This is a genomic window from Paraburkholderia sp. MPAMCS5 (assembly GCF_036016995.1).
Classification (GTDB): domain Bacteria; phylum Pseudomonadota; class Gammaproteobacteria; order Burkholderiales; family Burkholderiaceae; genus Paraburkholderia.
This window is the reverse complement of sequence record NZ_JAYXBK010000005.1, coordinates 23188-44430: the sequence shown is the minus strand read 5'-3', so window position 1 is coordinate 44430 and position 21243 is coordinate 23188. Positions and strand designations below refer to the sequence as shown.

The following is a 21243-nucleotide window of genomic DNA, read 5'->3' as shown; positions in this document are numbered from 1 at the left end:
TGACTATTGATAATCACGCAGTTCCCTGCGAAGAACCTTGCCGACTGGCGACTTAGGTAATGAATCGACGAATACGATCACTTGCGGACGCTTGTAGTTGGTCAAGTTCCTCGCGCAATGCGAGCGCACGTCTTCGACGGTCAGTCCCGGGTCCTTTTTGACCACGAATAGCTTCACCATTTCGCCGGAGGTCTCGCTCGGTACGCCTATGGCTGCAGCCTCGAGCACGCCAGGCAAAGACACGGCGATTTCCTCGATTTCCGATGGATAGACGTTGAAGCCGGAAACCAGGACCATGTCTTTCTTGCGGTCCACGATGCGGACGTAGCCTCGCTCGTTCATTACGCCGATGTCACCGGTTTTGAAAAAACCATCGCGGCTCATCGCTTGCGCTGTTTCATCGGCCCGTTGCCAATACCCAGCCATGATTTGCGGGCCAGCAATATGGATTTCGCCGACGCTGCCGAGCGGCAATGCACGACCTTCATCGTCGCGGATCGAAACCGTTGTGGAAGGCAGAGGCAAGCCAATGCTGCCGTTGAACTCATTGCGGTGAGGCGGGTTGCAGGTGCCAGCGCCCGTGGTCTCCGTCATGCCCCAGCCTTCGAGAATCCAACGTCCAGTCAACCGGTGCCATCGTTCTGCCACGGCCTGTTGGGTGGCTGTACCGCCAGCCACGAAAACTCGGCAGTGGGAGTAGTCCACCTCTTTGTTGCCCGGATAATTCAGCAAGGCGTTGTAGAGCGTATTCAATCCGCACATGAGATGAAAACGCTGTCCCTTCATCGTTTTGACGAAGCCTGCCATATCGCGCGGATTGGGAACCAGAATGCTGCACGCCCCTACCCCGAAACCCACCATCAGGACGTAGATCGTGAAGATGTGATAAAGCGGCAGCGGAAGCAGCATGACGGGCCGGCTGATGGCAGGTTCGCTTTGGAATGCGACGTTCAGCCACGTACCGGCGATGTTCGACGCGGCGAGCAAATTACGATGAAGCAGCATTGCCCCTTTTGCCACGCCCGTGGTGCCGCCCGTGTACTGCAACATGGCCAAATCGCTCTGCTGCAGCACGACCTCGCGTAACGGCATCGACTTGCCTTTCGCGACCGCCTTGCCAAAAGCGTGATGGCCCGGCAGGGACCAAGGCGGTATGTCTTTGCGTATGCGACGGACCGTGAAATCGATAGCGCTGCCTTTCAACAGGCCGAACAAGTCGCCCATCGAAGCGACGATCGTATGTTTAACCGGGACCTCGTTAATGACCTGTTGCAGCGTCCCTGCGAACTGCTCGAGGACGATGATGGCCTGCGCGCCGCTATCGTTGAGTTGGTGAGCTAATTCACGAGCGGTGTAGAGCGGATTGACGTTGACTACCACGTAGCCGGCACGTAAAACCCCGAACATGCTGACCACGTACTGGACGCTGCTCGGAAGCATGATCGCCACCCGCGCGCCTTTATCCAGGCCGAGACTCTGCAGCCACGCCGCAAATGCGCGTGCGTAGACATTCAACTCATCGTAGGTGAACGTTTTGCCTAAGCATTGAATAGCTGGGCGTGTGGCGTACTGGCGCGCGGCATTCTCGAAATAACTACAGATCGATGGCCGGTGATCGAATTCGACCGTTTCGGGTACCCGCGGCGGATAGCTGTCGAACCAGTTCGCTCGGCAAGGGGCTTCGCCTTCTCTTGGGTGCAGCTTAACGTCCTGGTTCTCCATGTCTCCCTCTACGTCTAGTAATGGAGCCATGGTAGAGCTGCTGAACCAATGAATGAACTGAAGTTTTTTACAAGAGTTGGATGAATGAAATTCACACAATGCGCGTGCGCCTACCCCAGTGTTCGCCTGTCTCTTGTATCAGGAGCGACGTCGTCCGTTTCCAATACGCGTGGGCCGGAACGTCGCCCACAGCGAGCATGTCCGGTTCAGAGAGTGCGTGGCAGGCCTTGCGTAGTCGACGCGTCCGTATCAGGCAGTTTGAAGATCGACACCGCGTCCTCGAGCGTCTTTCCCTGCTGCGCGAGAGACTGTGCCGCACTCGCCATCTGCTCCACCAGCGCAGCATTCTGCTGCGTTACGAGGTCCATTTGTGTCACAGCCTGGTTGATCTGCTCGATCCCCGAACTTTGCTCTTCGGACGCGGCGCTGATCTCACCCATGGTGCTCCTTAACCGGCCTGCAGCCGCGACCACATCGGCAATCACCTTGCCAGTCTGTTCTACCAACACTGTGCCGTCATGCATGCGGACCAAGGAATCCGCAATCAACTCTTTGATTTCCTTGGCCGCTGCGCCCGAGCGCTGCGCCAGTGCACGCACTTCGCTGGCAACCACCGCGAAGCCGCGGCCCTGCTCGCCGGCACGGGCGGCTTCCACAGCCGCGTTCAACGCGAGAATATTTGTCTGAAAGGCGATCCCTTCAATCATTCCGAGGATGTCGCCGATCCGTTTGCTGCTAGCATCGATGCCCGCCATCGTTTCGACTAACCGGCCGACCATTTCACCGCCTTTGACCGCAATATTCGATGCGTCCATGGTGAGTGCGCTCGCCTGTCGTGCGTTGTCGGCATTCTGTCTGACGATGCCGGTCAGTTCCTCCATGCTCGAAGCCGTTTCCTCCAACGAGGCTGCCTGTTGCTCGGTCCGCTGAGATAGATCGGCATTGCCGGCAGCAATCTGCTGGGAAGCGCTTGCGATCGAGCCTGCGGCAGTTTTGATGTTGCCAATCGTGCCGGTCAAATCATCCTGCATCCGCGCCATCGCACGCAACATGCTGGCTCGATCGCCGGCGCTAGCCTGTACAGGAACGGATAGATCGCCCCCTGAGATCCTGTTCGCGACATTTGCGGCATACGCCGGCTCGCCGCCCAATTGCCGCCCCAGTCCGCGAGCGACCGCGCCCGAGGTCAACGCCAAGAGCAAGCCGGCACCGAGCAACACCCCCAGCGAGTTCAGCAGCGATGCGTGAAACGCCGCATCGACGTCGTCGACGTATATGCCCGTCATCAAGCACCAGTCCCATGGCGCGTAGTACATTACGTAGCCCTTCTTAGGCTGCGGCTTGTCGCTGCCCGGCTTCGGGTACACATAATCAAAGAACCCGCCACCGCTTTTTGCGACGCGCGACGACTCCTGATAAATGTGGTTGCCAGCCGCATCCGCTAGATTCCACATATTCTTGCCGTCAAGGGATGGCTTGATCGGATGCATCACAATGACGCCATCGGAGAGGCTGATCGAGAAATACCCGTCGCTACCGTAGCGCATGGTCTTCACTCGAGCCATCGCTTGTGTGCGTGCGTCATCGGCCGACAGTTTCCCGTCTTGCGCCAGTTGGGCGTACTCCTTGATCACACTAAATGCCGTTTCGCTGACGTGGAGCAGATCGCGTTCGCGCTCCTCCAACCGTAGGCTGCGCGTCGCCCAAGCATCCCAGAGCGTGATAACCAGCAGACAAACGCCGCTCGGAATAAGAGGCAACCAAAGCTTTTGGCGAAACGTGAGTCGATTCATTGTTTTTATTGAACTTCGCTGTTGATCTTTTACATTGTGCGAACGCGGCCACGCGCAAGGCGACCGCGAGTATTTGTTCGCTGTCGGGAGAGCCTTCGCTGGCTCTAATGCTTTACAGGAAGCCCCAATAGCGCTTCGATTTCGCTCCCCGAGAGACCAACCACGCTATCGATGAGTACCAGCCCTTCCGGCGTGCATTCCAATGTTGCGAGGTCCGAATAGATTCGTTTGACGCAAGACTGAGCCGTCAGCGGGTAGCTACATTGCTTGACGATCTTGCTCTCACCTTTCTTATCGAGAAGATCCATCATCACCCAGGTTTGCTTTGCCCCGATGGCAAGATCCATGGCACCGCCGACCGCGGGAATTGCATTTGGATCACCTGTGTGCCAGTTGGCCAGGTCGCCAGTCGCCGAGACCTGAAACGCCCCAAGCACGCAAATATCCAGGTGCCCGCCACGCATCATGGCGAAGCTGTCCGCGTGATGGAAATAGGCGCCGCCCGGAAGCAGCGTGACGGGCTGCTTTCCCGCATTGATGAGATCGTAGTCCTCACTGCCTTCATCGGGTGCCGGGCCCATCCCAAGGATGCCGTTCTCGCTATGAAAAACGATCTCGATGTCCGTAGGAATGTAGTTGGCAACCAGTGTAGGCTGACCTATGCCGAGATTGACATAAGCGCCGTCAGGAAGGTCGCGTGCGACGCGCTGAGCCACTTCATGTTTGGTGCGTTTCTGATACGCCACGGCAACGCCTCCTCAATGTTTTTGTACAAAGCCGCCCGGCTCGGTCGCGGCGCGATCGACCTTCACGACGCTGCTGACATAGATCCCAGGCGTCACCACGCTTTCGGGATCAATCGCCCCGAGTGGATGGATTGCATACACCTGGGCCACGGTCCTTTTTGCGGCCGACGCCATGATTGGCCCAAAGTTACGGGCCGCCATCCGGTAGACGAGATTGCCCCAGCGATCTCCCGCCTCAGCCTTGATCAGCGCGACATCGCCGTGGATCGGATATTCCAGCACGTACCGTCTGCCATTGATTTCGCGTGTTTCCTTGCCCTTTGCGAGTTCGGTTCCATACGAGGTGGGCGAGAAGAACGCGCCTATTCCAGCGCCCGCAGCGCGAATTCGCTCAGCCAGGTTACCTTGCGGGACCAGTTCGAGCTCGACCTTTCCCGCTCTGTAGAGTTCGTCGAAAACGAAGCTGTCAGCTGCGCGAGGAAAACTGCAGATGATCTTTCTGACCAAGCCTGCTCGCAACAGAGCAGCCAGTCCGGTTTCGCCATTGCCCGCATTGTTGTTGACGATCACCAGTTCCTTCGCTTTGAGCTCAATCAGGCCATTGATCAGCTCCATTGGAATTCCTGCGGTGCCGAATCCCCCCAGCAGGATCGTCGATCCGTCTTGAATGCCACGTAGTGCTTCCATGACGGTGGGCACGATTTTGTCAATCACCTTCTTGTCTCCGGGATAGTTCATGTGTGCTTCTTCAAGCCATCACCAGACTCCGGTCTGGATCAGGCTGAGAATGGCGGCAGCGCGAGGCACCTAAACGCGCTCGATCGCAATCGCAATCCCCTGCCCGACGCCGACACACATCGTGCATAGCGCAAAGCGGCCGCCTACGCGCTGGAGCTGGTAGCTAGCCGTCATAACGAGGCGTGCGCCGCTAGCGCCGAGCGGGTGACCCAGTGCGATGGCGCCGCCGTTAGGGTTCACTCGAGGATCGTCGTCTTCCACGCCTAGCGTGCGTAGAACCGCAAGGCCTTGCGACGCAAAGGCCTCGTTGAGTTCGATAACATCGAATTGATCGATCGTCATGCCGAGACGTGCCATCAATTTTTGCGAGGCCGGCGCGGGACCGATGCCCATCACCCGAGGCGGCACGCCTGCGGTGGCAACGCCGAGGATGCGCGCACGAGGTGTCAGTCCGTGGCGCTTAGCGTTCTCCTCGTCGGCGATCAGCATGGCCGCCGCGCCGTCGTTGACGCCCGATGCATTCCCCGCGGTTACGGAGCCGTCTGGCCGTACGACGCCCCTAAGCTTCGCCAACGCTTCCAGAGTCGTCGCGCGCGGATGCTCGTCTTGCGCGACGACGATTGCGTCGCCCTTCTTTTGGGCAATGGTCACCGGCGTGATTTCGTGTGCGAGGGTACCGTCCCCCTGCGCACGAGACGCTTTTTGCTGACTACGCAGTGCCAACGCGTCCTGATCAGCGCGGCTCACGTTGTAGTCGTCAGCAACGTTCTCGGCCGTCTCGGGCATGGAGTCCACGCCATACTGCTTTTCCATCAACGGATTGACGAAGCGCCAGCCGATGGTCGTGTCGAAAATCTCGGCTTGACGCGAAAATGCGGTCGTCGCCTTGCCGATGACGAACGGCGCACGGCTCATGCTCTCGACGCCCCCTGCGATGAGAAGGCCCGCTTCGCCCAGCTTGACCGCGCGTGCAGCGATACTCACGGCGTCCATGCCCGATCCGCAAAGGCGATTCACAGTCGAGCCAGCGACACTGACCGGCAATCCGGCGAGCAGGGCCGACATACGAGCGACGTTGCGGTTGTCTTCACCCGCCTGATTCGCGCAGCCGTATACCACCTCTTCGACCGCCTCCCAATCCACTTCCTTGTTGCGTTCGATCAGTGCGCGCAGCGGCACTGCTCCCAAATCGTCGGTGCGAACGGACGATAGTGCGCCGCCGTATCGGCCAATCGGTGTGCGGATCGCGTCGCAAATAAAGGCGTCTTTCATTGGGTGGACCTCCATAGAGAAGTGTTCATGGCCACCGGCGCTGCAAGGGCCGCTGGTAGCACTAAGGCAATGAATGGGGATAACTGTTCGGTCGAGGCCGAGACATCGGTGCTCAGATATGCGCTTCGCGCATCATGTTTCGAGCGATCACCAGTTGCTGGATTTGTGTCGTGCCTTCATAGATGCGGAACAAGCGCACGTCGCGATAAAACCGTTCGATCGAGTACTCCGAAACGTACCCGGCGCCGCCATGAATTTGCACGGCACGGTCGGCAACACGACCACACATTTCCGAAGCGAAAAGCTTGCAGCACGATGCTTCCGTGGACACGTCCTGCTTATTGTCGCGACGACGGGCAGCATCGAGGACCATCGAGCGTGCAGCATAGATTTCGGCCTTGCTATCGGCCAGCATCGCCTGCAGAAGCTGGAATTCTCCAATCGGTTTTCCGAACTGCTGCCGCTCCATTGCGTACCGCAAAGCATCGTCGAGCATGCGCTCAGCTACACCGATGCAAATCGCCGAAATGTGCAGACGCCCCTTGTCCAGCACTTTCATTGCAGTTTTGAATCCGAGCCCTTCGCCATCGCCGATCAGATTGCGCACCGGCACCCGGCAATTCTCGAAGATGACGTCGCATGTATGCGCGCCCTTTTGCCCCATCTTCTTATCGTTTTTGCCAAGCGACAAACCAGGCGTACCGCTCTCCACGATGAACGCCGAGATGCCGTTTGCGCCCTTGACATCCGGGTTGGTCCGAGCCATGACGGTGAAAACCCCAGCCTCAGGCGCATTCGTGATGAAGCGCTTAGTGCCGTTGATGACATAGTGATCACCATCGCGGACTGCCGCCGTACGCAGCGACGCAGCGTCCGAGCCGGAGCCTGGCTCGGTCAATGCAAAGGAAGCGATAAGTTCGCCCGACGCCAGCCTCGGAAGGTACTGCTGCTTCTGTTCCTCTGTCCCATCGATGACGAGACCCTGCGACCCGATACCCACGTTGGTGCCGAACAACGACCGAAAGCATGGTGACGTCTTCGCGATTTCGAAGGCCACCAGCACCTCCTCCTCCATCGTTAGCCCGAGGCCACCGTACTCCTCAGGGATGGAGAGCCCGAACAGCCCAAGGTCGCGCATCTCAGCAACGATGTGGGAGGGAATCTCGTCCGTTTCGGCCACTTCATTTTCAACGGGAACAAGCCGCTCGCGAACGAATCGCGAAACTGCGTCGAGAAGAAGGTTAAGTGTCTCCTGATCGCGAATCATCTGCTCCAGTCCTAAGTTAATGAGGAGACGCTCGAACGAGCGTCCCTTTCACTGGTCATCGCCGCCCTATGGCAGCTTCCAAGCGTTGTACAAGGTCTACGAGACGTGGACCGACATCGTTTTCCAACATCTCACGGCTCATCGCAAAGGCTGGCCCCCCGCAGTTGAAGGCCATACGTGTGCCGTCGGGTGCCGTAAACGGGACGCCGACGCTAGCAACGTCCTTGTCCCAGTCGCCTACCGAGAGACAAAAGCCGCGTTCGGCATAGTCTTTCAATGCCTGATCGACGCCCCGCTTGATGCGAGGCCAATCCGATTCATCACGAGCACGCAGTTGCTCGAGCACTTTGTCACGCTCCTCCTCGGATGCGGCCGCCAGATACGCTCGTCCCATCGATGTCGTCGCAAGAGGCAAACGCACGCCGACACCACGCATCACTGTCACCGGGGCACTGCTGCGGACCCACTCGATGTAGAGGACCGACAACCGATCACGAACGCCGATAGCCACTGACGCGCGCGCATACTCGGCAAGCTCCTGCATCCGCGGGCGCGCAAGATCGCGGATGTCTAGGTTCGAGAGCATCGAATATCCAAGCGACAGCACACCGGTCCCGAGGCTGTATTTCCCGAGCGATTCCGAGTAGTGCAGGTAACCCAATTTGGCGAGCGTGCCCGCCAATCGCGCCACCGTGGCTTTTGGCAGGTCGGTGCGGCGCGCCAACTCGGACAAACCGAGATATCGCTCACGCGGCGCAAAGCAGCGCAGAAGCTCCAGTCCTCTGGCCAATGCCGTGACAAACTGCCTGTCGGTGACAGCCTCGTCGTCAAAACGCGCAATATCACGTTGCTCATACGCTGGTTCGGACGATGCTGCCGCGCGCTTCGTCTTCGACATAGCTACACCCTCTTCTCGCTTCCCTGATGCCATGATCTGCCTGAATGCTGTCATGTTGAAAATCCTAGTGTCAAACATTTTCTCAAAACGATCCGCACAGCGGACCAGGACGAACCGCGTCCCGAGTTCAAGCAAGCGGCTTACTACGGTTTCGCTGCGCGACGCTGTCTTCCCTTCAGCGTAAGGCGTTTATCCCAATAATCACATCGCTTTTGATACGATTTTTGCAATCCAGCCGCGTTAATTTTGTTTCTTGCCGGGTCATATACTATATAAGCGGTCCGCAGTGCGGACCTCGTTTCGAGAGCGCGCAGACATCTCCGACCAAGGGCGGTGACGATGACGAAAAGGACAGCAGGACTAAAGCATTCGTGGACGCACAGCAGCTTTATCGCACCACCAATGTGGCCCCGGAACGGTGACGCGCTTACGCGATGCTTCCCCGAGTGAGGGCCTCTCGCAAGCACAGGCGCGCACTCTCCACGCGACACGTGCGTGGCAACACGTATATCGAACCTGCCTCGGAATGGGATTCCTTGTCGCCGGGCCGGCATCAATCGCGCTCGCGAGGTCCGCGCTGCGAACGCAAAGACACGGCCGCGCGACATTCCAGCGTGGGGCGTTCGTTCGAGCGGCTATGGCAGCGACCACCGCATTACGTGCGCCTTTCCAGCAGGGTTTGACTCGCGGTCGGAATCGCCGGCGGTGCACCCTGTAGGGCACCGCACCAGTCTGCGCCCCAGATAGCCCGCTTGGCTTGAGAAAACCCAGTATGACCGGTCGCTTTAATTTGATCAAGATCGATGAACGAATCTCGCGGGTGCTGCGGCCCTAGTTACTATTCTCGCCCCGATAGGCGGGGCTTTTGCAGCCAGGCATAATTCCCGCCGCCCCTCTCCGCAATCGCGGATGTCCGGGAGGGCGTTGTCGCCGGGCCTAGTGGGTCACCGGTGATCACTGGTAAGCGTTTGCGATATCTCGACAGTCCGCAACTAACACGTGTTTCGAACGTGTCTCGGAATGGGATTACCTTGTCACCGGGCCGGCATCGATCGCGCTCGCGTGGTCCGCGCCGCGTGAAGGCAGTGTTGCAATTGAGCGACAGACAACCAACTTTTTCGAGCCAGCCCTAGACGAGTACGTTAGCGAGTACACAAATAGTTCGACCAGCTTCGAATGTCGTTTAAAAACAATCTGTTGGCCGTATGATTTGGGTCTTCTCCTGGGCACCACGTCTTTTTTGAAAAAGGTCGGCAATTTGCCGGCCTTTTTTCATTTCAGGGTCCAGAAAGCAACGTGCCCGCATGCTTGACCGAGTCCATTAGTTGTTTCGGCTTAAGCCGAAGTATTTCGAGAAACCCCGTAAAATTAAAGTCTTACGGGGTTTTTTGTGATGCGTGAACAAGTCCAGGTCGTCCCGACCTGCTTCTGACGTTCGCTACAGCGCACGCTCCAGCGTCGCGTCTCGCAGCCCATCAGTCATACGCGACCAGGCTCCGCCTTCTGGTCTCCGATTCCCAGCTCGCTCATCAGCCACGCCTTGAACGTCTCGAACGCCTCGTGCCGATGCGGCCTTCGCGGATGCACGAGGTAGTGCCCGACGTATTCCACTTCGCGCGTGGAACCCGCGAGGGGTCGCACGAGTTCGCCGCGTTGCAGTTCGCGCTCCGAAAGCAGCGTCGATTCAAGCACCACACCGAGGCCGTCTACCGCAGCGGCGATTGCCATGGCACTGCGATCGAAACGCAGGCCGTAGTTCGTGGGCGGCGGAAGCTGGTTGGCTTCGAACCAGCCCTTCCACTGGTACATCTGCACCTCGCATTGGATCAGCGGCAGGCCGTACAGATCCTCGGGCTTGCGGATGTATTCCGCGAGCGCCGGTGTACACAACGGCGCGAGTCCTTCGACACCCAGCGGGATCTTTTCGTGCGGAGAAGGTTTCGGTTCGCCATAGACGATATCAAGGTCGAAGTCATCGTCAAAACGGGCGTATTCGGTGCTCGCGGAGAAGCGCAAGTCGATGCTCGGATGATTGCGCACGAAGCCGGCCAGCCGCGGCAACAGCCACTGCGTAGCAAAGCTGGGAGCGGTGTGCAGCCGCAGCGGCGTGCGCTCGTTGCCCGCCAGCAGCGCGAAGCCGCGTTGCATTTCCTCCATGCCTCGCTGGATGTGCTCCATGAGCATGGCGCCCTCCCGCGTCAGGCGCACTTCCCGCGTGCTGCGCTGAAACAGTCGATGGCCGAGCAGATCTTCCAGCTTGCGCACCGAATGGCTCACTGCGCTAGGCGACAGGCTCAGTTCGCGCGCGGCATCGGCGAAAGACAGTGTTCTGCCGGCCACCTCGTAAACCCGGATATAGGACAGCGGAACCTTGCGGAAGACGTTCATGGGCGTAATTCGTGAATTGAATTCAAGAGCTAGTGCAATCTTTTCTTTTGTCAGGCGCTCTGCCTCAAGCATACATTACGCTCACCTCGTTTTAACACCGACTCATTGCTGAACAGGAGACACCTGCGGCGATCGGAGGTCATCGAGGATTTCTTTCCCGTCTCTCGCAGGAATTTCCATGACAATGATTACGGAGGCCGAGCCGCAAGCCGGCTCGACACTGGCGGAAATCGCCCACCATGCCTATCGCATTCGCCGCTTCGCACTGCGCATGGGCGAAGTGCAAGGCCAGGGCTACATCGGCCAGGCGCTCGGGCTCGCCGACGCGCTCGCCGTCACCTGGTGTCATGCGATGAACCTCCGCCCCAACGATCCCGAATGGGAAGGCCGCGACCGCTTTCTGCTTTCGCACGGCCACTACGCAATCGCCCTCTACGCCGCGCTGATCGAAGCGGGCGTCATCCCCGAGGAAGAACTGGAGACCTACGGCTCGGACGACAGCCGGCTGCCCATGTCCGGCATGGCGACCTACACACCGGGCATGGAGATCTCGGGCGGTTCGCTCGGCCAGGGTCTCACGATTGCCGTCGGCATGGCGCTCGGCCTGCGCTTGAAGGGCAATCCCGCATTCGTCTACAACTCGATGTCCGACGGCGAACTCGATGAAGGCGCCACCTGGGAAGCCGCGCTGTCAGCCGCGCATCACGGGCTCGGCAATCTCATCACGATGGTCGACATCAACCGCCAGCAGGCCGACGGCCCGTCGCACGACGTCCTCGCATTCGAGCCGCTCGCCGACAAATGGGCATCGTTCGGATGGCACGTCGAGCGCGTGAACGGCAACGATCTGCCCGCGCTCGTCGAGGCCTTCGACCGCGCCCGTGCGCTCGACGAAGCGAAGCCGCGCGTCATCCTGCTCGACACGCTGATGGGCAAGGGCGTGCCCTTTCTCGAAGTGCGCGAGAAGAATCACTTCATCCGGGTCGATGCACAAGAGTGGCAGCAAGCCATTGCCGTTCTCGACCAGAACCACGAGCAAAGCAAGCAAGGAGACAAGGCATGAGCGCCGTCGCTGAAAAGAAGCCCCGCCTGACGACGTCCGCGATGATCGCGTCGATCGCCTCGGAAGGCCAGAAGACGCGCCCTGCCCCCTTCGGCCACGCGCTGGTGGCAGAAGCGGAAAAACGCCGGAACATCGTCGGGCTGTCCGCGGATCTTTCCAAGTACACCGACCTGCACATCTTCGGCAACGCGTTTCCCAAGCGCTTCTTCCAGATGGGTATGGCCGAGCAGCTTCTGATGGGCGCGGCGGGCGGCATGGCGAAGGAAGGCTTCATTCCATTCGCCACGACCTACGCCGTGTTCGCGACGCGGCGCGCGTATGACTTCATCCATCAGATCATCGCCGAGGAGAACCTCAACGTGAAGATCTGCGCTGCGCTGCCGGGTCTCACGACAGGCTACGGGCCCAGTCACCAGGCAACGGAAGACCTTGCGCTGATGCGCGCCATCCCCGGCATGACGGTGATCGACCCCTGCGATGCGCTCGACACCGAGCAGGCCGTCGCGGCGATCGCCGCGCACGACGGGCCGGTCTACATGCGGCTCCTGCGCGGCAAGGTGCCCGCCGTGCTGGACGACTACGACTACAGCTTCGAACTCGGCAAGGCCAAAATGCTGCGCGACGGCACGGACGCGCTCATCATCTCGTCCGGCATCATGACCATGCGCGCGCTCGAAGCCGCGCAGGCGCTCGACGACGGCTCGGCGAGCGTCGGCGTGCTGCACGTGCCGACCATCAAGCCGCTCGACGAAGCCACCATCGTCGAGCAATGCCGCAAGGAGGGCCGCCTTGTCATCGTCGCGGAAAATCACAGCGTGATCGGCGGCCTTGGCGATGCGGTGATGAGCGCGCTCGTGCGCCATCGCGTGCTGCCGCCGTTCCGCCATATCGGCTTGCCGGACCAGTTCCTCGACGCGGGCGCGCTGCCGACCTTGCACGACCGCTACGGCATTTCGACGGCGGCGATCGTCGGGAACATCAAGACATGGCTCAAATGATCGGGGAGCAAACACGATGAACGTGACATTTATCGGGATCGGCGCGATCGGCTTGCCGATGGCATTGCAGATCAAGCGCGCGGGCCACGAAGTGACCGGCGTCGATCTTTCGAGCCGCGCGTGCGAACTCGCGCGGGAAAGCGGTCTTGCAGCGGTGAGTAGCCTCGCGGCCGCGCCCGCTGCCGACGTGGTGGTCGCGATGGTGGCGACGCCGCAGCAACTGGCGTCGCTGGTCGAGAGCGTCGGCACCAGGCTCGACGCCCAGACGTGGATCATCATGTCGACGGTCGGCCCGGATGCCGTGCGCGAACAGGGCGAGCGCCTGCGTGCGGCGGGCGCGCGCGTCGTCGATGCGCCCGTGACCGGCGGCACCGCTCGCGCCAGAACCGGTCAGCTCGTCATCTTTGCATCGGGCGCGCGAACGGACATCGACGCAGTGCGGCCGGTGCTCGACGCAATGGGCAGTGTGCGCGTCACGGGTGCCTCGCTCGGCGATGGCCAGGCCATCAAGGTCGTGAACCAGCATCTGTGCTCGGTGCACATCGTGGCCGCCGCGGAAGCGCTCAGTCTCGCGCGCGCTCTCGGACTCGATCCGGGTGCCGTGCTCGAACTGGTCGAGAAAGGCGCCGCCGGCTCGTGGATGCTTTCCGATCGGGGACCGCGCATGCTGCAAGGCACCGACGTCACCGTGACGAGTTCGATCAATATCTTCGTGAAAGACAGCGATCTCGTCGCCGAGGCCGCAAATTCGTGCGGCGCTCACGTGCCGCTGCTCGCGATCGCGAACGCCCGCTATCGGGAGGCGGCGCAAGAAGGACTCGGCCTGCGCGACGACAGCCGCGTGATTGAAACCTGGCGCTGACCATAGAACCGTTCAGCCTTTTTGTCGCGACGAGCGCTCGGCGAAGCGCAATGCGACCCGGCCGTTTTTCGAGCGAAGGCGGCCAACTCAAATTATGGAGACGACACACCATGAGTACAAAAAAGCCCGGCCGCGCGGTCAAGGTCGCCATCGCGTCGATGATAGGCTCGGCGGTAGAGAGCTACGACTTCTTTATCTACGGGACCGCTGCCGCGGCATGGTTCGGCAAGATTTTCTTCCACACCACCGAGCCCATCGTCGGCATCATGGCGGCGTTCGCCACGCTCGCGGTGGGCTTTCTGATGCGTCCGTTCGGCGGCTATCTCGCCGGACACTACGGTGACCGCATCGGCCGCAAGGCCGTGTTGTTCTGGTCGCTCGCCGCGATGGGCGGCGCGACCGTGCTGATCGGCTTTCTGCCCACCTATCAGCAGGCCGGCGTGCTCGCGCCCATCATGCTCATTCTTCTTCGCATGGTGCAGGGCATCGGCTTTGGCGCGGAATGGGGCGGCGCGGTGCTGATGGCGTGCGAACATGCGCCCGAAAAACGCCGCGGCTTTTTCGGCGCGGTTCCGCAGCTCGGCATCCCGCTCGGGCTGCTGCTCGCGAACGGCGCGTTTCTGCTGTCGGGCGCGTTTCTGGAGGGCGACTGGATCTGGCGCACGCCGTTCCTGCTGTCTTTCCTGATGGTCGCGATCGGCATCTTCATCCGGATGAGTGTGTCCGAATCGCCGGAATTCGAAGCCGTGAAGGCCGAGAACAAGGTGATGAAGCAGCCCGCCCTGGAAGTCATGAGAAGCGACTGGCGCAGCATTCTGAAGATCATCGGCTTGCGCATGGCCGAAACCGGCGGCTACTACATCACGACGAGCTTCATGCTGTCCTACGTCACGCTGGCGCACATCTCCACGACGCGTCATGTGTTGTGGGGAACGCTGATCGGCTCAGCGATAGGTCTCGTCAGCCATCTGATCTACGGCGCGCTCAGCGACAAAATCGGCCGCCGTCCGGTATTCATGTTCGGCGCGATCTTCACCATCGCCTTCGGTGTGCCGATGTTCATGCTCATCAACACCGGTGCGATCATCATGGTGATCGTCGCGGTCGCGCTGTCGCTGCTCTTCAGCCATGATCCGATCTTCGCGGTCGAAGCTAGCTGGTTCTCCGAGCAGTTTCCGGCCAACGTGCGCTCGTCGGGCATCTCGCTCGGTTACAACGGTGCTTCGGTGATCGCCGGATTGCTGCCGATCATCGCGACCGGCATGTTCGGTGCGTTCGGGTGGATCGGGCCAGCGTTGATGTTCTCGGCGTTAGGCGTGGTCTCGACCTGCTGTGCCTTCGCGATGAGGGAAACGGCCCCGGCAGTGCTCGACAGGAATGGCCGGAATGCGAACACGGAGCGCAGCTTCGCCGCTTGAAAACCGTTGCTCACGTAAGCGGCATTCAAGCCCGCCTCTTCAGGCGGGCTTTTCTGTGTCTGCAATTATCGTCGATGCCGCCATGGTGACGGCGCCGACCCGATCGCGATTCCCGGCGCGCTCAAGCCACTCAAGCCACTCAAGCCACTCAAGCCGCTCAAACGACGATCATTCCGGCATGCCTTTGCCGCGTGTTTCCGGCAGAAACCACGGAATGACGATTCCGAGCACATAGCACGAACTCATGATGAGCGCCGCGTGCGAAATGCCGCCGAAGGTCTTGATCATCGAACCCGAAATGATCGGGAACACCCATGCAATCAATCGCGCCGCGTTGAACACAAAGCTGATCGCGGTCGAACGCACCGTCGAGGTGAATAGTTCGCACGGGTAGATGGCCATCCACGCGTACGCGCATCCCAGCGTAAAGAAGCCGTTGATCGGCGCAATGATCACCATCGCGCCGAGCGTGTGCGTGTACTGATAAGTGATGATCGTCGTGAGCAGCGAGCCGACGAACGTCATGCTCAGAAACGCGCGCCGTCCCATCGAATCGACGATGAAACCCGATGCCAGATACGCGACGATCGCGCCCGCCGTGTAGATGATCGAAATGCGCGAGCCCCACGCGAGCGCGTCGGCGGCGCCCGTCGCCTTGGCCAGTGAAACCGTAAACGTGGGCAGCCAGCTCGAAATGGCCCACCAGCCGGTCGTCGACACGATCGACAGAAGCATGGTCAGCATCGTGCGGCGAAACGCCTCGCGCTCGGTGAAAAGCTGCTTGAGCGTGAACGGGCGCTTGTCCTTCTTGCCGGCCCGCGCGGCGGAACGTGCGCTGTCGTCGGAAGTCGCGTTCCAGCGCTTTTCCTTCACGGCCTGCTGCCACTTCTCCGATTCGTTCATGCCGCGCCGGAGATAGAGCACGAAGAATGCGGGCAACGCGCCGACGACGAACATCAACCGCCATGTTTCGGCGCCGAGCGGGTGCGTCGAGGCGAGCGCGTACCAGATGACGGCCGCGAGCAGCGTGCCCCAGCCGAAGCCCGATTGCAGAAAGCCCGCGCCTTTCGCGCGAGCATGTTCCGGCCACGTTTCGGACACCAGAGCAACACCCGTGCTCCATTCGCTGCCCATCGCGAGCCCGGTGAGAAAGCGCAGCGCGCACAACACGACGAAGGTGTTGGAGAAGGCGGTCAGCCCGGAGAACAACGCATACAGGAACACCGACCACAGCATCATGCGCTTGCGTCCGACGTAGTCCGCCATGATGCCGCCGACCAGGCCGCCGACGCCCCAGCCGAGCAACGTGATGCCGATCACGAGACCGGCGTAGACGGGCAGCGACGATGCCTGCTCCGGCGTGAGCACCGACTTGAGCATCGGAATGAGAACGACGACGAGTGCGAGCGCTTCGAAGCCGTCGAAAATCCAGCCGAGGAAGCCGCCGCGCAGCACGCGCCAGTGTGTGGGCGTCAGGCCGTCATACCAGCGCGCCTTGGCCGGCTGCGCAGTGTGGGTGTCTTGCATGATGATGTCTCCTGAAGTACGGTTGCCTCTGCGATTTTTTCCGATCGCTTGTGGATGAGGCCGCCGTCAATTGCAAAGTAGTGGATGTTCCGCTTTATGGCCGAGGCGCAGCGTCCCGTTGCAGCGCGCGTTCGCGGATGGCGGCGAAATCGGCCGGCAGTGGATGCAGGTCGAGCCGGCGCCCCGCCTTCACGATCTGGCTTGGCGTGTCGTGTCCGATCAGCGACGGCAGCCGCTGCGCCGCGGCGATGAGCGCGCCGAGATCGACACCGGTGTCGTAGCCCATCAGTTCCAGCGCATGCACGATTTCCTCGCTGCATACGTTGCCGCTCGCGCCAGGCGCATACGGACATCCGCCGATACCGCCCAGTGACGCATCGAACCGGTCCGCGCCTGAATCGATCGCTGCCAGGACATTCGCGAGGCCCATGCCCCTCGTGTTGTGAAAGTGCAGCGTGAGTTCGGTGTGCGGCCAGCGCTCGATGAACTGCGCGGTCAGGTTCGCGACCTGCCGTGGGTAGGCCATGCCCGTCGTGTCGCATAACGTGACGCCTCGCGCGCCCGCTTCCTCGATGAAGCGCCGGCACCAGGCGAGCAAGGTGGACTCGGGCACGTCGCCTTCCATCGGGCATCCGAATGCGCACGACAGTGAGATGTTGACCGGCACACTGGCATCGCGCGCCATCGCGGCCACCTGCTTCAGGCCGCCAAACGACTGTTCCTGCGTCATCCGCAGGTTCGACAGATTGTGGCTCACGCTCGCGGACATCACGAGATTCAGTTCGTCGGCGCGCGCGTCGATGGCGCGCTCGGCGCCGCGCATGTTCGGCACGAGCGCCGTGTAGACGACGCCAGGCTTGCGTTCGATTTCGCGCAGCACCTGCTCGGCATCGCGCAACGCGGGAATCGCTTGAGGCGACACGAACGCGGTGACTTCGATCTTGGCCATGCCGGTCTTCGACAAGGCGTCGATCAGCGCGATCTTGTCGTGCGTCCCGACGAATGCGGCTTCCGCCTGGAAACCGTCGCGCGTGCCGACTTCCTGCATGTGGATGCGTCGGCGTTCACCATTCCAGATGCTCATGCGATCGCTCCTTTTTCGCGAAGTTGCGCAATTTGCGTGTCGGTCAGGCCGATCTCGCGCAGCACGGCGTCCGTGTCGTCACCGAGCTTCGGCGCCGACGAACGCACGGAGCCGGGCGTGCCCATCAGTTTTGGCACGATGCCGGGCACCTCGACTTCGTAGCCGTCGCGCGTGGGCTGCCGCAGGATCATGTCGCGCGCCCGATAGTGCGGATCTTCGGCAATGTCTTTTGCCGTGTAGATCTTGCCGGCGGGCACGCGCGCTTGCGTGAGCGTCGCGAGCACGTCTTCGGTCGAGCGTTGCGCGCTCCAGGCTTCAATGGCCTGATCGAGTGCGTCCACGCTCGCCACCCGCCCCGCGTTGTTGGCGAGCGCCGGGTCGTCGGCGAGATCGTGACGGCCGATCGCCGACATCAGCCGCTTGAAGATGCTGTCGCCATTGCCCGCAATCAGGACATAGCCGTCCGCGCACCGATAGGCATTCGACGGCGCGATGCCCGGCAGCGCACTGCCGGCCGCTTCGCGCACGGCCCCGAACGCGCTGTATTCGGGAATCAGGCTTTCCATGACGTTAAATACAGCTTCGTGCAGCGCGACGTCGATCACCTGCCCCTTGCCGCCGTTTGCGTCGCGGTGATAGAGCGCGGTGAGCACGCCGATCACGCCATGAAGCGCCGCGAGGGTGTCGCCGATCGAAATGCCGCAGCGCACGGGTACGCGATCGGGTTCGCCCGTCAGGTGCCGCAGCCCGCCGATTGCCTCGCCGATCGAGCCGAATCCCGGCAGATCGCGATACGGTCCGGTCTGGCCGTACCCCGAAATGCGCAGCATGATGAGACGCGGGTTGAGTTCGGACAGTTGCTCGTAACTCATGCCCCATCCTTCGAGCGTGCCGGGGCGAAAGTTTTCGACGAGCACATCGGCTTCGGCAATCAGCTTGCGCGCAATGTCCTGGCCCTCCGTACTGCGCAGATCCAGCGCGACCGAGCGCTTGTTACGGGACTGCACCTGCCACCAGACGGAGGTGCCGTCTTTCATCAGCCGCCAGTTGCGAAGCGGGTCGCCGGCGCCCGGCGGCTCGATCTTGACGACGTCCGCGCCGAATTCGCCGAGCGTCTTGCCGGCGAACGGGCCTGCGATCAGTTGGCCCATTTCGATGACGCGCACGCCTTTGAGCGCGACAGGCGAACTCGAAGGGGTAGATTGGCCACTCATGTGAAAACTCCTGAAATTGCGGTCGGCGGTTGCGGGCGTGCCGCCTCAGCTGAAAAGCCAGGGCTCGCGCGCGCGGCGTGCCTGCTCGTAGGCGCGGATCTGGTCCGCTTGCTGGAGCGTCAGCGCGACGTCATCGAGCCCGTTGAGCAGACGGCGTTTGCGCTCGGGTTCGATGTCAAAAGGTATCGCGTCGCCAGAAATCGCGTCGCCGCCCGCCAGTTGAACGCATTGTGCTTTGAGATCGATCGCGAGCCGCAGTCCCGGTGTCCGCGCAACGAGATCGAACAGGTGCTGAACGACGCCGTCGTCGAGCACGATTGGCAGCATGCCGTTCTTGAAGCAGTTGCCATAGAAGATATCGGCAAAGCCCGGCGCGATCAGCGCGCGAATGCCGAAGTCCGACAAGGCCCAGGCGGCATGCTCGCGGCTCGATCCGCAACCGAAGTTGTCGCGCGTGAGCAGAATCTGCGCGCCGGCGTAGCGAGGCTGATTCAACACGAACTCGGGATTCGGCTGTCGGGTCGACACATCCTGGCCCGGCTCGCCGTGATCGACATAACGCCATTCGTCGAACAGGTTCACGCCGAAGCCCGTGCGCTGCACCGATTTCATGAACTGTTTCGGGATGATTGCGTCGGTGTCGACGTTCGCGCGGTCGAGCGGGACGACGAGCGCTTCCAGTGTGGTAAAGGGCTGCATCAGCGTTCTCCGCGCGAAACGTCGACGAAATGGCCGGCAATGGCCGCGGCGGCGGCCATCGCGGGGCTGACGAGGTGACTGCGGCCGCCGGGGCCCTGACGGCCTTCGAAGTTGCGGTTCGACGTGGACGCGCAGCGTTCGCCCGGACGCAGGCGATCGTCGTTCATGCCGAGGCACATCGAGCAGCCCGGCTCACGCCATTCGAAACCGGCGGCCGCGAAGATGACGTCGAGCCCTTCCGCTTCGGCCTGCGCCTTGACGAGCCCCGAGCCCGGCACCACGAGCGCGAGCCGGATGCCGGGCGCGACGTGCCGGCCTTTCACCACGGCTGCCGCCGCGCGCAGATCCTCGATGCGCCCGTTCGTGCATGAACCGATGAAGACCTTGTCGAGCGCGATCCGCTCCATCGGCGTGCCCGGCTCGAGCCCCATGTACGACAGCGCGCGCGTCATGTCGGCGCGGCGCACGGAATCCGCTTCATTCGACGGGTTCGGGACGGCGCCGTCGATGGAGACCACCATTTCGGGCGACGTGCCCCAGGTGACCATCGGCCGCAGACGGGTTGCGTCCACCTCGACGATCTTGTCGAAGCGGGCGCCTTCGTCGCTGACCAGCGTGCGCCAATAGGCGACGGCGGCGTCCCAGTGCGTGTCGTTGGGCGAAAAGGAGCGGCCTTTCACATAGTCGATCGTGACGTCGTCCACGGCGATCAGGCCCACGCGGGCGCCTGCCTCGATCGCCATATTGCACAGCGTCATGCGCCCTTCCATCGACAGCGCGCGGATCGTGCCGCCGGCGAACTCCATCGCGTAACCGGTGCCCCCCGCCGTGCCGATCTTGCCGATGATGGCGAGCACGAGGTCCTTGGACGTGACGCCCGCAGGCAGGTCGCCTTCGACGCGCACGAGCATCGACTTCATCTTCTTGACCGACAGGCATTGCGTCGCCAGCACATGCTCGACTTCCGACGTGCCCACGCCGAACGCGAGCGCCGCGAATGCGCCGTGCGTGCTCGTGTGGGAGTCGCCCGCGACCACCGTCATGCCCGGCAGCGTGGCGCCCTGCTCCGGGCCCACGACGTGGATGATGCCTTGCCTGGGATTGCGAATACCGTACGACGTGATGCCGAATTCGTTGCAGTTGCGGTCGAGCTGCGCGACCTGGATGCGCGACAGCGGGTCCGCGATGGAATCGATGCTGATGCGCTCCGATGCGAGCGTCGGCACATTGTGATCGGCGACGGCCAGCACCGTTTCGGGCCGCCACGGCTTGCGCCCGGCCACGCGGATCGCTTCGAACGCCTGAGGGCTCGTCACTTCATAGACGAGATGGCGGTCGACGTAGAGGAGCGCCGGACCATCCGGGGTTTCCGTCACGACGTGGCTTTGCCACAGCTTGTCGAACAAGGTACGTGGCGTGCTGACTGACTGCATTGCGGTGTCTCCATACTTTCAGACGAAAGAATGATTTTTTGCTGTCCACCATGGCTGGCGCGCTTTTATGGAGAACGATTGTCCGTATTGGGCAGGACGAAGGGAATGACACAGTGAGGAA

17 protein-coding genes are annotated in these 21243 nt (G+C 61.4%); 4 read left to right on the top strand and 13 right to left on the bottom strand.

Features of this window, described 5'->3' with window-relative positions; translation table 11 throughout:
* Positions 1-3 precede the first annotated feature (3 nt).
* From VOM14_RS13010 to VOM14_RS12975, 8 genes are all read right to left on the bottom strand, one after another.
* On the bottom strand, positions 4-1722 hold the full coding sequence (locus VOM14_RS13010) for an AMP-binding protein (RefSeq protein WP_327629129.1): 1719 nt from the start codon (positions 1720-1722) through the stop codon (positions 4-6).
* A gap of 206 nt (positions 1723-1928) precedes the next feature.
* Positions 1929-3515, bottom strand: coding sequence for a methyl-accepting chemotaxis protein (locus VOM14_RS13005; protein WP_327629128.1), 1587 nt, complete (start codon positions 3513-3515; stop codon positions 1929-1931).
* 104 nt (positions 3516-3619) lie between these two features.
* Positions 3620-4261, bottom strand: coding sequence for a 3-oxoacid CoA-transferase subunit B (locus VOM14_RS13000; RefSeq protein WP_327629127.1), 642 nt, complete (start codon positions 4259-4261; stop codon positions 3620-3622).
* Between the two features lie 12 nt (positions 4262-4273).
* On the bottom strand, positions 4274-4975 hold the full coding sequence (locus VOM14_RS12995) for a 3-oxoacid CoA-transferase subunit A (RefSeq protein ID WP_327629513.1): 702 nt from the start codon (positions 4973-4975) through the stop codon (positions 4274-4276).
* Positions 4976-5068: 93 nt separating this feature from the next.
* Positions 5069-6271 carry a 3-oxoadipyl-CoA thiolase gene (gene pcaF, locus VOM14_RS12990; protein ID WP_327629126.1) on the bottom strand — a complete coding sequence of 401 codons (1203 nt, stop codon included), beginning with the start codon at positions 6269-6271 and terminating at the stop codon, positions 5069-5071.
* 112 nt (positions 6272-6383) lie between these two features.
* Positions 6384-7538 (bottom strand): acyl-CoA dehydrogenase family protein, encoded by a 1155-nt coding sequence (locus VOM14_RS12985; RefSeq protein WP_327629125.1) that lies wholly within the window; start codon positions 7536-7538, stop codon positions 6384-6386.
* Between the two features lie 55 nt (positions 7539-7593).
* Positions 7594-8490, bottom strand: coding sequence for an IclR family transcriptional regulator (locus tag VOM14_RS12980; protein ID WP_442955540.1), 897 nt, complete (start codon positions 8488-8490; stop codon positions 7594-7596).
* A gap of 1425 nt (positions 8491-9915) precedes the next feature.
* Positions 9916-10896 carry a LysR substrate-binding domain-containing protein gene (locus VOM14_RS12975; protein WP_327629124.1) on the bottom strand — a complete coding sequence of 327 codons (981 nt, stop codon included), beginning with the start codon at positions 10894-10896 and terminating at the stop codon, positions 9916-9918.
* A gap of 112 nt (positions 10897-11008) precedes the next feature.
* On the opposite strand from VOM14_RS12975, the gene VOM14_RS12970 reads away from it, so the two are divergent.
* From VOM14_RS12970 to VOM14_RS12955, 4 genes are all read left to right on the top strand, one after another.
* Positions 11009-11887, top strand: coding sequence for a transketolase (locus VOM14_RS12970; protein WP_327629511.1), 879 nt, complete (start codon positions 11009-11011; stop codon positions 11885-11887).
* Positions 11884-12885: a transketolase family protein gene (locus tag VOM14_RS12965; RefSeq protein ID WP_327629123.1), complete on the top strand. Its 1002-nt coding sequence runs from the start codon at positions 11884-11886 to the stop codon at positions 12883-12885. Before VOM14_RS12970 ends, VOM14_RS12965 begins: the two co-directional genes overlap by 4 nt.
* Before the next feature lie 16 nt (positions 12886-12901).
* Complete coding sequence (locus VOM14_RS12960; protein WP_327629122.1) at positions 12902-13747, top strand: NAD(P)-dependent oxidoreductase; 846 nt, start codon at positions 12902-12904, stop codon at positions 13745-13747.
* A gap of 110 nt (positions 13748-13857) precedes the next feature.
* Complete coding sequence (locus VOM14_RS12955; RefSeq protein ID WP_327629121.1) at positions 13858-15165, top strand: MFS transporter; 1308 nt, start codon at positions 13858-13860, stop codon at positions 15163-15165.
* Between the two features lie 168 nt (positions 15166-15333).
* Here the strand turns inward: VOM14_RS12955 and VOM14_RS12950 are convergent, their stop codons facing one another.
* The 5 genes from VOM14_RS12950 to leuC all read right to left on the bottom strand — a co-directional run bounded on the left by VOM14_RS12950 (position 15334) and on the right by leuC (position 21122).
* Positions 15334-16692: an MFS transporter gene (locus VOM14_RS12950; RefSeq protein ID WP_327629120.1), complete on the bottom strand. Its 1359-nt coding sequence runs from the start codon at positions 16690-16692 to the stop codon at positions 15334-15336.
* Between the two features lie 94 nt (positions 16693-16786).
* Positions 16787-17776 (bottom strand): hydroxymethylglutaryl-CoA lyase, encoded by a 990-nt coding sequence (locus VOM14_RS12945; RefSeq protein ID WP_327629119.1) that lies wholly within the window; start codon positions 17774-17776, stop codon positions 16787-16789.
* Positions 17773-18990, bottom strand: coding sequence for a CaiB/BaiF CoA transferase family protein (locus VOM14_RS12940; RefSeq protein WP_327629118.1), 1218 nt, complete (start codon positions 18988-18990; stop codon positions 17773-17775). Before VOM14_RS12940 ends, VOM14_RS12945 begins: the two co-directional genes overlap by 4 nt.
* 45 nt (positions 18991-19035) lie before the next feature.
* Complete coding sequence (gene leuD, locus VOM14_RS12935; protein WP_327629117.1) at positions 19036-19689, bottom strand: 3-isopropylmalate dehydratase small subunit; 654 nt, start codon at positions 19687-19689, stop codon at positions 19036-19038.
* Entirely contained in the window at positions 19689-21122 is a 1434-nt protein-coding gene (leuC, locus tag VOM14_RS12930) for a 3-isopropylmalate dehydratase large subunit (protein ID WP_327629116.1), read from the bottom strand. Before leuC ends, leuD begins: the two co-directional genes overlap by 1 nt.
* Positions 21123-21243: the final 121 nt, after the last annotated feature.